The 15,180-nt window shown below is 64.5% G+C and carries 12 protein-coding genes; 9 read left to right on the forward strand and 3 right to left on the reverse strand.

Annotated features, from left to right (window positions below; translation table 11 throughout):
• The first annotated feature begins 2 nt into the window (after nt 1-2).
• The 5 genes from AB3G31_RS08630 to AB3G31_RS08650 are packed head-to-tail and all read left to right on the forward strand — an operon-like array spanning nt 3 to nt 4,442.
• Nucleotides 3-1,478 (forward strand): NADH-quinone oxidoreductase subunit M, encoded by a 1,476-nt coding sequence (locus AB3G31_RS08630; protein ID WP_367849779.1) that lies wholly within the window; start codon nt 3-5, stop codon nt 1,476-1,478.
• 24 nt (nt 1,479-1,502) lie between these two features.
• On the forward strand, nt 1,503-2,990 hold the full coding sequence (gene nuoN / locus AB3G31_RS08635; RefSeq protein WP_367849780.1) for an NADH-quinone oxidoreductase subunit NuoN: 1,488 nt from the start codon (nt 1,503-1,505) through the stop codon (nt 2,988-2,990).
• A gap of 28 nt (nt 2,991-3,018) precedes the next feature.
• Nucleotides 3,019-3,321, forward strand: coding sequence for a DUF2818 family protein (locus AB3G31_RS08640; protein WP_367849781.1), 303 nt, complete (start codon nt 3,019-3,021; stop codon nt 3,319-3,321).
• A 42-nt stretch (nt 3,322-3,363) separates the two neighbouring features.
• Nucleotides 3,364-3,966, forward strand: a complete 603-nt coding sequence (locus AB3G31_RS08645) for an NUDIX domain-containing protein (RefSeq protein WP_367849782.1) — start codon at nt 3,364-3,366, stop codon at nt 3,964-3,966.
• 5 nt (nt 3,967-3,971) lie between these two features.
• Entirely contained in the window at nt 3,972-4,442 is a 471-nt protein-coding gene (locus AB3G31_RS08650) for a DUF1178 family protein (protein WP_367849783.1), read from the forward strand.
• 188 nt (nt 4,443-4,630) lie between these two features.
• Here the strand turns inward: AB3G31_RS08650 and AB3G31_RS08655 are convergent, their stop codons facing one another.
• The 3 genes from AB3G31_RS08655 to AB3G31_RS08665 form a co-directional block, all read right to left on the reverse strand.
• A complete protein-coding gene (locus AB3G31_RS08655) occupies nt 4,631-5,926 on the reverse strand; it encodes a Glu/Leu/Phe/Val dehydrogenase (protein ID WP_367849784.1) in 1,296 nt (431 codons plus the stop codon).
• Nucleotides 5,927-6,040: 114 nt separating this feature from the next.
• Nucleotides 6,041-8,233: a YccS family putative transporter gene (yccS, locus tag AB3G31_RS08660; protein ID WP_367849785.1), complete on the reverse strand. Its 2,193-nt coding sequence runs from the start codon at nt 8,231-8,233 to the stop codon at nt 6,041-6,043.
• Between the two features lie 86 nt (nt 8,234-8,319).
• Nucleotides 8,320-10,152 carry an ABC transporter transmembrane domain-containing protein gene (locus tag AB3G31_RS08665; RefSeq protein ID WP_367849786.1) on the reverse strand — a complete coding sequence of 611 codons (1,833 nt, stop codon included), beginning with the start codon at nt 10,150-10,152 and terminating at the stop codon, nt 8,320-8,322.
• 79 nt (nt 10,153-10,231) lie between these two features.
• Here AB3G31_RS08665 and AB3G31_RS08670 point away from each other — a divergent pair, with 79 nt between their 5' ends.
• The 4 genes from AB3G31_RS08670 to AB3G31_RS08685 are packed head-to-tail and all read left to right on the forward strand — an operon-like array spanning nt 10,232 to nt 15,174.
• Nucleotides 10,232-10,780 (forward strand): MarR family winged helix-turn-helix transcriptional regulator, encoded by a 549-nt coding sequence (locus AB3G31_RS08670; protein ID WP_367849787.1) that lies wholly within the window; start codon nt 10,232-10,234, stop codon nt 10,778-10,780.
• Nucleotides 10,770-12,221: an efflux transporter outer membrane subunit gene (locus AB3G31_RS08675; protein WP_367849788.1), complete on the forward strand. Its 1,452-nt coding sequence runs from the start codon at nt 10,770-10,772 to the stop codon at nt 12,219-12,221. The genes AB3G31_RS08670 and AB3G31_RS08675 overlap by 11 nt, the downstream gene beginning before the upstream one ends.
• Nucleotides 12,222-12,269: 48 nt before the next feature.
• Nucleotides 12,270-13,601 (forward strand): efflux RND transporter periplasmic adaptor subunit, encoded by a 1,332-nt coding sequence (locus AB3G31_RS08680; protein WP_367849789.1) that lies wholly within the window; start codon nt 12,270-12,272, stop codon nt 13,599-13,601.
• Nucleotides 13,602-13,608: 7 nt separating this feature from the next.
• Entirely contained in the window at nt 13,609-15,174 is a 1,566-nt protein-coding gene (locus tag AB3G31_RS08685) for a DHA2 family efflux MFS transporter permease subunit (RefSeq protein ID WP_367849790.1), read from the forward strand.
• Nucleotides 15,175-15,180 lie beyond the last annotated feature (6 nt).

Below are 15,180 nucleotides of genomic sequence, written 5' to 3' on the forward strand. Positions count from 1 at the left end.
AAATGGGATTGTTGAGCCTTGCCATCTGGATACCTATCTTTTTTGGCGTTGTACTTTTGGCCTTAGGCCGTGATGAGCAGGCCGGGGCCGTCCGTTGGGTCGCCCTGGTCGGTGCTGTGGTGAGTTTCCTGGTGACGTTGCCGCTGTACAGCGGTTTCAAGTTGGGCACTTCCGTGATGCAGTTTGTGGAGAACTCCAGCTGGATCGAACGCTTCAATGTGAACTACCACCTGGGCGTGGACGGTATTTCGGTCTGGTTTGTGATCCTGACGGCATTTATCAATGTCATCGTGGTCATTGCCGGTTGGGAAGCCATTACCCACAAGGTCAACCAGTACATGGGGGCCTTCCTGATCCTCAGCGGGTTGATGATTGGTGTGTTTTGCGCGTTGGACGGCATCCTGTTCTATGTGTTCTTCGAAGCCACGCTGATCCCGATGTACCTGATCATCGGTATCTGGGGCGGTCCCAACAAGATTTACGCGGCCTTCAAGTTCTTCCTGTACACGCTGTTGGGTTCCTTGCTGATGCTGGTCGCACTGATTTTCCTGTACGTGAAGTCCGGCGGCAGCTTTGACATTGCCACCTGGCACCAGCTGCCTTTGGATGGCCGCACCCAGACCTTCCTGTTCTTCGCCTTCCTGTCGGCGTTTGCGGTCAAGGTGCCAATGTGGCCGGTGCACACATGGTTGCCCGATGTGCACGTGGAAGCGCCTACCGGTGGCTCTGCCGTGCTGGCCGCCATCATGCTGAAGCTGGGGGCCTACGGTTTCCTGCGCTTCTCGCTGCCCATCGCGCCCGATGCGGCCCATGAGTGGTCTGGCCTGATGATCGGCCTGTCCCTGACCGCAGTGGTGTACGTGGGCCTGGTGGCCATGGTGCAGGAAGACATGAAAAAGCTGGTGGCGTATTCATCGGTGGCGCACATGGGTTTCGTGACCCTGGGTTTCTTCATCTTCAATCCGCTGGGTATCTCCGGCGGCATCGTGCAGATGATTGCCCACGGCTTTGTGTCAGCCGCCATGTTCTTGTCGATCGGCGTGCTCTACGACCGCATGCATTCCCGTGAAATTGCCAGTTATGGTGGCGTGGTCAACACCATGCCCAAGTTTGCGGCCTTTGCCTTGCTGTTTGCCATGGCGAATTGCGGTTTGCCCGCTACGGCTGGCTTCGTGGGCGAGTGGATGGTGATTCTGGGTGCCGTGAAGTTCAACTTCTGGGTCGGTTTTGCCGCGGCCACTGCGCTGATTTTTGGTGCCGCCTACACCCTGTGGATGTTTAAACGCGTCTACCTGGGCCCGGTTGCCAATGACCATGTGAAGGAGCTGAAGGACATCAACGGACGTGAGTTCTTCATGCTGCTCTTGCTGGCGATTGCGGTGTTGGCCATGGGCCTGTACCCCAAGCCTTTCACCGATGTGATGGACGCCTCGGTGGCCGATTTGATCAAACACGTTGCAGTTTCCAAGCTCAACTGACCCCACTGGATTGAGAACGAAAAGATGATTGACACAATCAGTTGGATCACGGTTTACCCTGAAATCGTGCTGCTGGCGATGGCCTGCATCATTGCGCTGGTCGACCTGGGTGTGAAAAGCCCACGCCGTACTGCCACCTATGCCTTGACCTTGCTGTCGCTGGGCGTTGTCGCTGTTTTGCAGGGTTTGTATGCCACTGGCAACACCACCTTGTATGGCTTTGGCAACATGGTGGTCAGCGACCCCATGGGCAACTGGCTCAAGTGCTTTGCCACCATCGCGGTGATGATTACCCTGGTGTACGGACGTCCATACGCAGGCGACCGCGGCATGCTGCACGGCGGCGAAATGTTCACCCTGAGCATGTTCGCGCTCTTGGGCATGTCGGTGATGATTTCCGGTAACAACTTCCTCGTCATTTACCTGGGCCTGGAACTGCTGACCCTGTCCAGCTATGCCCTGGTGGCTCTGCGCCGCGACAACGCCACCGCCAGCGAGGCCGCCATGAAGTACTTTGTGCTGGGTGCCCTGGCCTCGGGCTTCCTGCTCTACGGCTTGTCGATGATGTACGGTGCCACTGGCACGTTGGAAGTCGGCCAGGTCTTCAAGGTCATCGCCTCCGGCCAGGTCAAGCACCAGGTGCTGGTATTTGGTCTGGTGTTCGTGGTGGCGGGTCTGGCGTTCAAGTTGGGCGTGGTGCCATTCCACATGTGGATTCCCGACGTGTACCAGGGCGCACCCACTGCCGTGACGCTGATGATTGGTGGCGCGCCCAAGCTGGCGGCGTTCGCCATCTGCATCCGTCTGCTGGTGGAGGGCATGCTCCCGCTGGCGATCGACTGGCAGCAGATGTTGGTGGTCTTGTCGATAGGCTCCTTGGCGCTGGGTAACCTGGCAGCCATCGCCCAGACCAATTTGAAGCGCATGCTGGCCTATTCCACCATTTCGCAAATGGGTTTTGTGCTGTTGGGCCTGTTGTCGGGTGTGGTCAACGGCAACACCTTGTCGGCAGCCAATGCCTATAGCTCGTCCATGTTCTACGTCATCACCTACGTGCTGACCACCCTGGCCGGTTTCGGTGTGATCCTTCTGCTGGCCCGTGAAGGCTTTGAGAGCGAAGAAATCTCCGATCTGGCCGGCCTGAACGAACGCAGCCCCTTGTATGCCGCCGTCATGGCCATCTGCCTGTTTTCCATGGCTGGTATCCCGCCCATGGTCGGCTTCTACGCCAAGCTGTCGGTGCTGCAGGCCTTGATCGCCTCGGGTTACACCGGATACATCGCGTTGGCGGTGTTCGCGGTGGTGATGTCGTTGATCGGCGCTTTCTACTATCTGCGCGTGGTCAAGGTCATGTACTTCGATGCACCTATCACTGCCACCACGGTTTCTGCACCCCTGGACGTGCGGGCCGTGTTGTCGGTCAACGGCGCGCTGGTGCTGATTTTGGGCATCGTCCCCGGCGGCCTGATGACTCTGTGCGCACGGGCCATTGTGCTGACGCTGGGCACCTGATGGGTGCGGGCAGGGCGGGGTGGTCCAGGTGACCCAGACTGTGTCCGTTTGGCTGGTGCTCTTGGCGGCCGTGTGTGCCGCCAATCTGCCATTTCTGAGCCGCCGCCTGTTTCTCGTGGTCAAGCTGGCCCGGCCCAAGTCGCTGGCCATGCGGCTGGGCGAGCTGGTGGTGTACTACTTTGCGGTGGGTGGCCTGGGTTTGCTGCTGGAAAACCACGGCGGCCAGATCGCCCCACAGGGCTGGGAGTTTTACGCCATCACCGGCACCCTGTTCATCACTTTAGCGTTCCCTGGCTTTATTGCCCGCTACCTGCTCAAGCATCGCGTTTAACCCCTGCTGAACGGCTTTCAGCCACACTGTCGGCGCTCCCGAATGTCTTCCATGCCTATCCCCGACCAGCACCTTGTTGAGCACACAACCGGCAGCGAAGAGCTGCTCCAGGGGAGCTTTTTGCACGCCTTTCGCGACACGGTGCGCTTGCCCGACGGGCGCAGCGCCACGCGCGAGTATGTGAAGCACCCTGGTGCGGTGATGGTGGTGCCGATGCTGGACGACGGTCGCCTGGTGCTGGAGCGCCAATACCGCTACCCGCTGCAACGCGTCATGGTCGAGTTTCCGGCGGGCAAGCTGGATGCGGGCGAATCCACCTTCACCTGTGCCCAGCGTGAATTGCTTGAAGAAACCGGCTATTCCGCCACCGAATGGGCACGTGCCGGTATGTTGCACCCGGTCATTGCCTACTCCACCGAATTTATCGACATCTGGTTTGCCCGCGGCCTGACGCTGGGTGAACGCCATCTGGACGCAGGCGAATTTCTGGATGTGTTTACCGCCACCCTGCCCGAGCTGCTGGACTGGTGCCGCGACGGCCAGGTGACCGACAGCAAAACCCTCACGGCGGCGCTGTGGTTGCAAAACCTGGCCTCGGGCGCCTGGTCGCTGGATTGGCAACCTACCGCGTCTGTAGTAGCCTAGCCAATATGAAAGTCCTGGACCTCCAATGCGCCCACCAGCACAGCTTTGAAGGCTGGTTTGGGTCAGAGGATGATTTCCAGAGCCAACTCGCCCGCGGTTTGGTTGAATGTCCGCTGTGCGGCAGCAGCGACATTGTCAAGAAGCTCAGCGCCCCGCGCCTGAACCTGGGGGCCGTGCAGGTCCCCGCCAAGACCGATGCCGCACCGGTAGCCGAGCCCAGCAGCGCTGTGGCGGCTCCTACGCCATCGCCCGAAGCCCAGGCTGCCTGGATGAAGATGGTCCGCCACGTCATTGCCAACACCGAAGACGTGGGCAGCCAGTTTGCCGAAGAGGCCCGCAAGATCCACTATGGCGAGCGCAAGGAACGCAACATCCGGGGCGAGGCGACCGCGGAAGAAACCGAAGCCTTGCTGGACGAGGGTATTGAGGTGTTGCCTTTGGTGATTCCGGCGGCGCTGAAAAGGCCGCTGCAGTAGCCGCAAGCGGGTGGATGACCGTGCTATCGTTATTGAAAAAATAAAGATAGCACCTCACGCTGATTGAATAAGCGCAGGCGGCCGATTTAGTCACCAAAAAAAGGCCTGAAAACGGCTAATTCAGCGTTTTCAGGCCTTTTCAACTTAGCAGCAGACCAGCCTGCGCCGGTCCACTGCGGCGGCTCGGATCAGGGGTACAGACCGCGCAGTTCGCGGGTATGCAGAATCCGCTTGCAGGCCACGATGAAGGTGGCGGTGCGCAGGCTCACCTTGTTGTCCTGGGCTACCAGCCACACGGCGTTGAAAGCTTCCTTCATGATGCGGACCAGGCGGGCGTTGATTTCGTCTTCGTCCCAGAAGAAGCTCGAAAAGTCCTGCACCCACTCAAAGTAGCTCACCGTCACGCCGCCGGCATTGGCGATCACGTCGGGCAGCACCAGGATGTTGCGTTCTTGCAGGATGTCGTCGGCCTCGGGGGTGGTGGGGCCGTTAGCGCCCTCGATCACCATGCGCGCGGTGATGCGCCCGGCGTTGTCTTTGGTGATTTGCTGCTCCAGCGCGGCAGGGATCAGGATGTCGCAAGGCAAGTCCCAGAACGCATCCTTGGCCATCACCTCGCCACCGGCAAAGCCGCCCACACCGCCGGTATCTTTCACGTGCTGCAGCAGGGCGGGCACGTTGAAACCGGCCTCGCAGTAGATGGTGCCGCTGTGGTCCTGCACGGCCACCACGCGGGCACCGGCTTCCGCAAACAGCTTGCCCGCCACGCCACCCACATTGCCAAAACCCTGCACCGCCACGCGGGATTTGGACACGTCCAGGCCGATGTGTTTGGCCGCTTCCATGCCCACGGTGAACACGCCACGGCCGGTGGCTTCACGGCGGCCCAGCGAGCCACCCAGATCCACCGGCTTGCCGGTCACCACGCCGGTGGCGGTGGAGCCCTGGTTCATGGAATAGGTGTCCATCATCCAGGCCATGATCTGCTCGTTGGTGTTCACGTCGGGCGCCGGAATGTCCTTGTTGGGGCCGATGATGATGCCGATCTCGCTGGTGTAGCGGCGCGTCATGCGCTCCAGTTCGCCACGCGACAGAGTCTTGGGGTCGACACGGATACCGCCCTTGGCACCGCCGTAGGGCACGTTGACGGCAGCGTTCTTGATCGACATCCAGGCCGACAGCGCCATCACTTCCGACAGGGTTACGTCCTGGTGGAAACGCACGCCGCCCTTGCCCGGGCCGCGCGAGGTGTTGTGCTGCACGCGGTAGCCTTCAAAGTGGGCCACCGAGCCGTCGTCCAGATGGATTGGCACATCCACCACCAGAATGCGCTTGGGGCGCTTCAGGGTTTCCACCCAGCGTGCCAGGTTGCCCAGATAGGGTTCGACCCGGTCCACTTGCTGGAGAAAAATACCCCACGGGCCGATGTGGTCGGGGTTGAGGTAGGAGGGCAGGGCGTGCACGGTAGGCGCTTGGTTGGACATGGAATAAATCCCTTGTGTGACAGAAAGCCGAAGCTTAAAACCCGCGCCACCATCTGTCCAAGGCCAGCTTTAAGGCCATCTATGCACAAAATGTATGGGCTGCCGGGCGCAGCCTCAGCCCGCCGTGTCCACCGCCAGCAGCCGCCCGGCCTGCACCCGCAGCGGCGGCAGCAAATTGCCGATCAGCGCCAGTTGGCTTTGCACCACCCGGTGGGCGGCGTCGGTGGGGGCCGCGCACAAGGCCTCCAGCACCGCCTCTTCGTCCGGGTTGGCGGGCGGCACGGGCTGGCTGCGGGCCAGGCTGGTGGCCAGCTCGTCCAGCACCTTGCCCACCAGGGCGGCGGCCTGCGCGGTAGGCGCATCGCCCGGGGCATTTTGCAAAGCTTCGCGGTGCGCGCCCAGGCCCGACAGGTAGTTCAGCAAGGTGTGCGAGAGCAGCAGAAACCGCAAGCCGCTGTCGCTGCGGCCCTGCAGAAAGCCGGGCTCCTGGAACAGGTTGGACAGCGCGGTGGACAAGGCCGCGTCCGCATTGTGCGCATTGCGCCGGGCCGTGCGGTAGGCCAGGTCGTCGCGCGGGCCGCCCTGGCCGCTTTGGTACTGCGCCATGATCTGGCGCAGGTACAGATTGCAGGTGGCCAGGGTGCGGGCCGCCACCTCGTGCATGCGGCGGCCCTGCCAGTCGGGCAGGATGAAGAACACCGCCAGCCCGGCGATCAGGCTGCCCACCACGGTGTCCACCATGCGCGGCACGATCAGGCCGTAGCCGTCGCCAATCTGGTTGAAGCTCAGCAGCACCAGGAGCGTCATCGAGCCGGTGGCCAGCGCGTAGTGCCGGGTGCGGTTGCCAAAGAACACCACCCCCGCTGCCACTGCAAACATGGCCTGTACCAGCAGGCTGGGGAACAGCCGGAACAGCGCCCAGCCCACCACCAGCCCGGCCATGGTGCCCACCACCCGCTGCACCATGCGGCGGCGGGTGGCGCCAAAGCTTTGTTGGCAGACAAAAATTGTCGTCAGCAAAATCCAGTAGCCCTGGCGCGCATGCAGCCAGTGCAGCAGCCCGTAGCCCACGGCCAGCGCAATGCTCAGCCGTATCGCGTGGCGAAACAGCGGTGTGGCCGGGGTGAGCTGGCGCCACACGCGGTCGAAGGCGTCGCGCAGCGACTGGGGTGAACGGTCCAGCAGGGCGTGGTCTTGCACCTCCGCCTCCGGCGCGGGCAGGCTGGCACTGGTCAGCCGGGTTTGCAGCGTGCCCAGGTTTTTGGCCAGCGCCGTCAAGGTGCCCAGCAGACGCTGCCAGTGCGGTGGCGTGAGCGGCTGCTGCAGGCCCTCCAGGTGCGCCAGCGCATCTTGTAAATCCTGCTGCGCCTGGGCGCTCACCGTGTCGGGAATCACCGCCACGCGCAGCAAAATCGCCCGCGCCAGCCGCTCGCAGGCATGGCCTTGCAGCTTCAACAGCCGCTGGCAGCGGAACAGCACATCGCTGTGGAAAAAGGTTTCGGTCAGCTCGCTGTACGGCGAATGCGACGAGCTGGCCCGCTCATGCACCTCCTGGGCAATGAAATACAGCCGCAGGTAGTACTGCATGCGGTGGCTGGGCACGGCCTCCAGCCGGTTCAGGATGCTTTCCTTGGTGGTGTTCAGCGCCGTCACCACCGCGCCGTTGCGCTGCGCCAGGGCCAGGCGCTTGACCTCCTGGTCCACGCCCCGCACCGGCTCGAACAGCGAGGCTTTCAGCGTCAAGTAGCTGCCCAGCACCCGGTACAGCGCCGCCAGGTTCTGCTGCACCGGCTGGTGGGTGAACAGCACGCACCACAGCACCGACAGCAGCCCGTACCACGTCGCCCCGGCCAGCAGCAGTGCAGGCTCCAGCCACAGGGCCTGGCCCGAGCCGCTGCGCTGGTCCATGCCAATGGTGGTGTAGATCGACAGGATCAGCGTGCCGTAGGCAATCGCCTGGTAGCGCGGGCTGATGGCCCCCAGCATGGTCAGGCAAAACGTGGCCAGCACCAAGCTGATGGGGAACAGCACCGGGTGCGGAAACAGCGTTTGCACCGCAAAAGCCGCCAGCGCAAAGCACAGCAGCGTGACCAGCAGCGCCCGCAGCCGCCCGCGCCAGTTGTCGTCCGTCTCGGCCAGCGCGCAGGCAATGGTGCCCAGAAACACCGGCATCACCAGCGCCATCTGGTCGTTCACCCAGCCCACCACCATGGTGGTGCTCAACGCGATGAAGATGCGCAGGCTGTACGGAAACGTGTCCAGCGCCCACAGGCGGCGCAAAGACTGGGACAAAGGCAGAAAGGGCATGCGTGCTCTACTATTGAAAATATAGCTGCTTGTGCTGATGGAATAAGCGCTAGGCCCTTATTTTATGCACAAACCATGCCCAGGCCCTATGCCGTGAACTGCAGCGCCGCCAGCCGAGCGTACACCCCGTCCTGCGCCACCAGCGCCGCGTGCGTGCCCTGTTCGACGATGCGGCCATGGTCCAGCACCACGATGCGGTCGGCCTGCTGCACAGTGGCCAGGCGGTGGGCAATCACCAGGGTGGTGCGGCCCCGCATGGCCGATTCCAGGGCCGCCTGCACCATGCGTTCGCTTTCTGCGTCCAGCGCGCTGGTGGCTTCGTCCAGCAGCAGCAGCGGGGCGTTTTTCAGCATGGCGCGGGCAATCGCCACGCGCTGGCGCTGGCCGCCGCTCAGGCGCACGCCGCGCTCGCCCAGAAAGGTGTTGTAGCCCTCGGGCAGGGCGGTGATGAAGGCGTGGGCAAAGGCCGACTCGGCCGCGGCCATCACCTCGGCATCGGTGGCGTCGGGGCGGCCATAGCGGATGTTTTCCATCGCGCTGGTGGAGAACATCACCGCGTCCTGCGGCACGATGCCGATGTGCTGGCGCAAATCAACGAGTGCCAGGTCGCGGGTGGCCACGCCGTCGAGCCGGATGTTGCCGCTTTGCGGGTCGTAAAAGCGCAGCAGCAGCTGGAACACCGTGCTCTTGCCCGCGCCGCTGGCCCCCACCAGAGCCACGGTTTCGCCCGGGGCCACGCTCAGGCTGAAATCGGCCAGGGCGGGCTGCAGCGGGCGCGACGGGTAGTTGAAGTTGATGTTCTCAAAAACAATAGCACTCCCCGCCGATGTAATAAGCGCGGGAGCCGGATTTTGTGCCGATTTGATGGGCGACTCGGTGGCCAGCAACTCCATCAGCCGCTCGCTCGCCCCGGCGGCGCGCAGCACGTCGCCGTACACCTCGCCCAGCACCGCGGTGGCGCTGGCCAGAATGATCACGTACACCACCGTCTGCCCCAGGTGCCCGGCGGTGATACTGCCCTGCAAAACGGCCTGCGTGCCCTGGTACAGGCCCCACAGCAGGGCGGCCGAGGTGGCAATGATGATGAAGGCCACCAGCACCGAACGCGCCTTGCTACGCCCCACGGCGGTCTGGAAGGCGGCGGCGGTGGAGGCGGCAAAGCGGGTCGATTCGCGCGCTTCGGCGGTGTAGCTCTGCACCACCGGAATGGCGTTGAGCACTTCGGCGGCAATGGCGCTGCTGTCGGCCACCCGGTCCTGGCTGGCGCGCGACAGCTTGCGCACCCGCCGCCCAAACCAGGCGCTGGGCAGCACGATCAGCACCAGAATGCCAAACACCTGCGTCATCACCACCGGGTTGGTCCACACCAGCACGCCCAGTGCGCCCAGGCCCATTACCGCATTGCGCAGGCCCATGCTCAGTGACGAGCCCACCACGGTTTGCACCAGGGTGGTGTCCACCGTCAGGCGCGACAGCACCTCGCCGGTCTGGGTGGTTTCAAAAAACTGCGGGCTCTGGCGCAGCACGTGGGCGTACACCGCGTTGCGGATGTCGGCGGTGACCCGCTCGCCCAGCCAGCTCACGGTGTAGAAGCGCGCCGCCGAGAACAGGCCCAGCGCGGCGGCCACGGCAAACAGCTCGAAGAAATGGCCGCGCAGGGCCAACAGTTGCGCCCCCCGGTCCACGCTGCCGTCGGCCCCGGTGCGCACCAGTCCCTGGTCGATCAACGCCCGCAGCGCCAGCGGAAACGCCAGCGTGGCGGCGGCCGCCAGCACCAGGAACACGATGGCCAGCCCGATGCGAAAGCGGTAGGGCCGCAGGAACGGCAGCAGGCCCGACAGCGAACGCGGCGACCCCTTGGCCCCGGCAGTGGTGGACGGGGTGGAAGAGGGGGCGGAGGGGAGTGCAGAGGTGGCCATGCCTGCAGTGTAGCGAAATCTAATGCCCAAACAAACAAAGACTTGACAGTAATTGCTTAGGCAATTAATATTCCGACCCATGACTACACGCCCCACCCCCACGCCGGAGCCTGCGCCGGTGTTCTACGCCGCAGACAACTATGTTGCTGGCGGCACCGGCGTCGGCCACCTGCTGGCGCGCGTCTTCAACATGCTGGCCCAGGAGCTGGAGCGCCAGTTCGAGCCCAGCGGCCTGACCAATGCGCAGTGGAAACCGCTGTTCAAGCTGTCCACCGGCGAGGTCTCCACCGTGGCCGAGCTGGCCCGTGTGTGCACCCTGGATGCCGGTGGCATGACCCGCATGCTTGACCGACTGGAGGCCAAGGGCCTGTGCCAGCGTGTGCGCTCCAGCGAAGACCGCCGGGTGGTCAATCTGGAGATCACCGAAGCCGGGCGCGATGCCGCCAAGGTCATCCCCGAGGTGCTCAGCCGGGTGCAAAACGCCTACCTCGCGGGCTTTTCGGTCGAGGAGTGGGAGGCCCTGAAAAGTTACCTGCGCCGCATGCTCGACAACGCCAACGATTTCCAACAGGCCCAACAAGCCCAACAAACAACAACATCCGCAGCCGGAGAAAACCATGCCTCTTAAGTCTCTTACTGCCGCGCCGCGCCTGGCTCTGGCCGCCGTCGCCCTGGCCAGCCTGGCGGCCTGCGCCAACTTCTCGGGTATCACGCCCCAGGCCCAGATGCAGGCCCAGCCACAGCCCGCCAGCATGGCCGGTGCGTCCGACGTAGCCCCGGTCGATGCCGCCTGGTGGCTGGGTTTTGCCGACCCGCAGCTCGACCGCCTGGTGGCCCAGGCCCTGGACGGCAGCCCCAGCCTGAAGCTGGCCCAGGCCCGCCTGCGCCGCGCCCAGGCCGCCACCGACGGTGCCCGTTCCGCCACGCTGCCCCAGGTGGGCGCCGAGGCGCAGGGCATGCGCCAGCTCTACACCGCCAAGGGTTTGTACCCCGCACCGCTGGCGGGTCAGATCTACAACAACGGTACGGTCCAGCTCACCGCCAGCTGGGAACTTGACTTCTTCGGCAAAAACCGCGCTGCCCTCGATGCCGCCCTGGGCCAGACCCAAGCTGCCCAGGCCGATGCGCAGGCCGCCCGCGTGCTGCTGGTTAGCCAGGTGGCACGCAGCTATTTCCAGCTGCTGCGCCTGAACGGCCAGCTGGAGCTGGCCCACCGCACCCTGGCCCAGCGCAACGAGCTGCTGTCGCTGGTACGCGACCGCGTCAACGCCGGGCTGGACACCCGCCTGGAACTGAACCAAAGCCAGGGTAGCCTGCCCGAAGCCCGCCAGCAGATCGAAGCCCTGAACGAGCAGATCGCCCTGGCGCGCAACGGCCTGTCGGCTTTGGTTGGGCAGTCAAATGCGGCGGATACGCTGGTTTTACCGGCGCTGGCAGCTATTAAAACTGCAGCAAACGCGCAGGCCATTCCCGCCGACCTGCTGGGCCGCCGTGCCGACATCGCCGCCGCCCGCTGGCGCGTGGAGGCTGCCAGTGCCGATGCCCGCAGCGCCAAGGCCCAGTTCTACCCCAACGTCAGCCTGAACGGCTTTGCCGGTTTCTCCAGCATCGGCCTGGGCAACCTGCTGCATGCGGGCAGCGAGCAGTGGGGCATTGGCCCGGCCATCCACCTGCCGATCTTTGATGCGGGCCGTTTGCGCGCGGGGCTCACTGCCAAGACCGCCGACCTGGATGCCGCGGTAGAGAGCTACAACGCCGCGCTGATCGACGCGGTGCGCGACGTGGCCGACCAGCTGGCCTCGCAGCAGTCCATCGCCCGCCAGCAAACCGAGCAGCGCGCCGCCCAGCAAGCCGCCGAAGCCGCCTACGAGATTGCGGTGCAGCGCTACAGCGCCGGGCTGGGCAACTACCTCAATGTGCTGAGCTCCGAGACCGCCGTGCTGGCCCAGCGCCGCCTGCAGGTCGACCTGGCCGCCCGCGCGCTCGACACCCAAGTGGCGCTGGTGCGCTCGCTGGGTGGTGGCTACAGCGCCTCTGCTACCGAAACCATAGCTTCTACCGCCCATTGAATAAGCGCTAGAGCCCGATTTTTTATAAATTTATCCTAGGTGAAACCCATGTCTGATGCCACAAACAACGCCCCCGCTGCCGCCCCCACCGCGTCCACCGCCACCAACCCCCAGCGCAAGAAATCCCTGATCACCATCGCCGCCGTGGTGGTGCTGGCCGGGCTGGGCTGGATTGCCTACGACGCCGTCATCGCCAGCCACTTTGAAGACACCGACAACGCCTACGTGCAGGGCAATGTGATCCAGATCACCCCGCAGGTGGGCGGCACGGTGATGGCCATCCTGGCCGACGACACCGACTTCGTGAAGGCTGGCCAGCCGCTGGTCAAGCTCGACCCGGCCGACTCCAAGCTGGCCCTGGACCAGGCCGAGGCCAACCTGGCCCAGGCCGTGCGCCAGGTGCGCACCCTGTACGCCAATAACGGCACGCTGACCGCCCAGATCGCCCTGCGCACGGCAGACGTCACCCGCACCCAGACCGACATCGCCCGCGCCCAGAGCGAAGTCGCCCGTGCCCAGGATGATTTGCGCCGTCGCCAGGCCCTGACCGGCAACGGCGCGGTCTCCAAGGAAGAACTCAGCCACGCCCAGACCCAACTGGCCAACGCCCAGAGCGGCCTGTCGACCGTGCAGGCCAGCGTGGCCGCCGCCCAGGCCGGTGTGGCCGCTGCCAAAGAGCAGCTCAGCAGCAACCAGGCCATGACCGATGGCACCAGCATCGACCAGCACCCCAGCGTGCTGGCGGCTGCCGCCAAGGTCCGCGAGGCCTACCTGGCCAGCCAGCGCGCCGCCATCCTGGCGCCGGTGGACGGCTACGTGGCCAAGCGCACCGTGCAGCTCGGCCAGCGCATCGCGGCGGGCGCGCCCTTGATGTCCATCATCCCGCTGAGCCAGGTGTGGGTGGATGCCAACTACAAGGAAGTGCAGCTGCGCAACATCCGCATCGGCCAAAGCGTCAAGCTCACTGCCGACCTGTACGGCAAGAAGATGGAATACACCGGCACCGTGGCCGGGCTGGGCGTGGGCACGGGCGCGGCCTTTGCGCTGCTGCCTGCGCAAAACGCCACCGGCAACTGGATCAAGGTGGTGCAGCGCGTGCCGGTGCGCATCGCCCTGGACCCGGCGCAGCTGGTCAGCCATCCGCTGCGCGTGGGCCTGTCAATGAACGCCACGATCGACATCACCAAGCAAGACGGCCAGATGCTGGCCGAGGCCCCGCGCACCGCCGCCCTGTCCACCATGCAGGTGGGGGCCACGCCCGAGAGCGGTGCCGATGCCGACGTGCAGCGCGTCATCACCGCCAACCTCGGTAGCAAGGCCGCGGCCGCCAGCCATGCGCCGCTCAAGCTGGCCGCCGCCCCTGCCGCACAGGTGCAATAAGCCCGCCATGGCGAACGCATTTACCTACACGCCACCGCCTCCGCTGGAGGGCTCGGCCCGCATGTGGGGCACCATCGCCTTGTCCACCGCCACGTTCATGAACGTGCTGGACTCGTCGATTGCCAACGTGTCCCTGTCGGCCATCGCCGGGGATCTGGGCGTCAGCCCCAACCAGGGCACCTGGGTCATCACCAGCTTTGCCGTGGCCAACGCCATCTCGGTGCCGCTCACCGGCTGGCTGTCGCAGCGCTTCGGCCAGGTGCGGCTGTTCACCATCAGCATCCTGCTATTCGTGCTGGCCTCGTGGATGTGCGGGCTGGCGCCCAACATGGCCACGTTGATCGCCTTCCGCATCCTGCAGGGCTTTGTGGCCGGGCCGATGATTCCGCTGTCGCAGGCGCTGCTGCTGTCCAGCTACCCGAAGGCGCTGGCGGGCACGGCCATGGCCATGTGGGCCATGACCACGCTGATTGCGCCGGTAGTAGGGCCGCTGCTGGGCGGCTGGATCACCGACAACATCTCCTGGCCGTGGATTTTCTACATCAACATCCCGGTGGGCTTTCTGGCCGCTGCCGCCACCTGGAACCTGTACCGCAAACGCGAAACCCCGACCAAGCAACTGCCCATCGACAGCGTGGGCCTGGCCCTGCTGGTGGTCTGGGTGGGGGCGCTGCAGATCATGCTGGACAAGGGCAAGGAACTGGACTGGTTCAACTCTACCGAGGTGCAGATTCTGGCCGCGGTGGCGCTGGTGGGCTTCATGTTCTTCGTGGCCTGGGAGCTGACCGACAAACACCCGGTGACCGACCTGCGCCTGTTCGCCCGGCGCAACTTCTGGGCGGGCACGCTGGCCACCTCGGTGGGCTACGGCCTGTTCTTTGGCAATGTGGTGCTGCTGCCCCTGTGGTTGCAGCAGTACATGGGCTACACCGCCACGCAGGCCGGCTTTGTGCTGGCCCCGGTGGGGCTGCTGGCCATCATCCTGTCGCCCATCGTGGGCAAGAACATCGCCAAGTTCGACCCGCGCCTGTTTGCCACCATGGCCTTCATCGTGTTCGGCATCGTGCTGTGGATGCGCTCGCGCTTCAACGTGCAGGCCGACGAGGCCACACTGATGGTGCCCACCATCGTCCAGGGCATTGCCATGGCGTGTTTCTTTATTCCGCTGAGCATCCTGACGCTGTCCGGCCTTACCCCAGACCGCATTCCGGCGGCTTCGGGCCTAACCAACTTCGTGCGGATCACCGCCGGGGCCATGGGCACGTCCATCGTCACCACGGTGTGGGAAAGCCGCACCGCCTTGCACCACGCCCAGTTGACCGAGTACATCAACGTGGGGCGGCAAACCGCCACCGGCGCGTTGAATGGCCTGGCCAGCGCGGGCATGGAGCCGCAGCAGGCGCTGGAGACGGTGAACCGCCTGATCGGCCAGCAAGCGGCCACGTTGGCGGCCAACGACGTGTTCTTTGCCTCGTCCATCATGTTCCTGCTGTTGATTCCGCTGGTGTGGATCACCCAGCGCCCGGCCGCCATGGGCAAGGCGGCGGCAGAGGCCGCAGCGGGCGCGCATTGACGGTTA

Origin of the sequence: Rhodoferax sp. WC2427, assembly GCF_040822085.1 — a bacterium.
In the GTDB taxonomy this organism is placed as follows: Bacteria; Pseudomonadota; Gammaproteobacteria; order Burkholderiales; family Burkholderiaceae_C; genus Rhodoferax_B.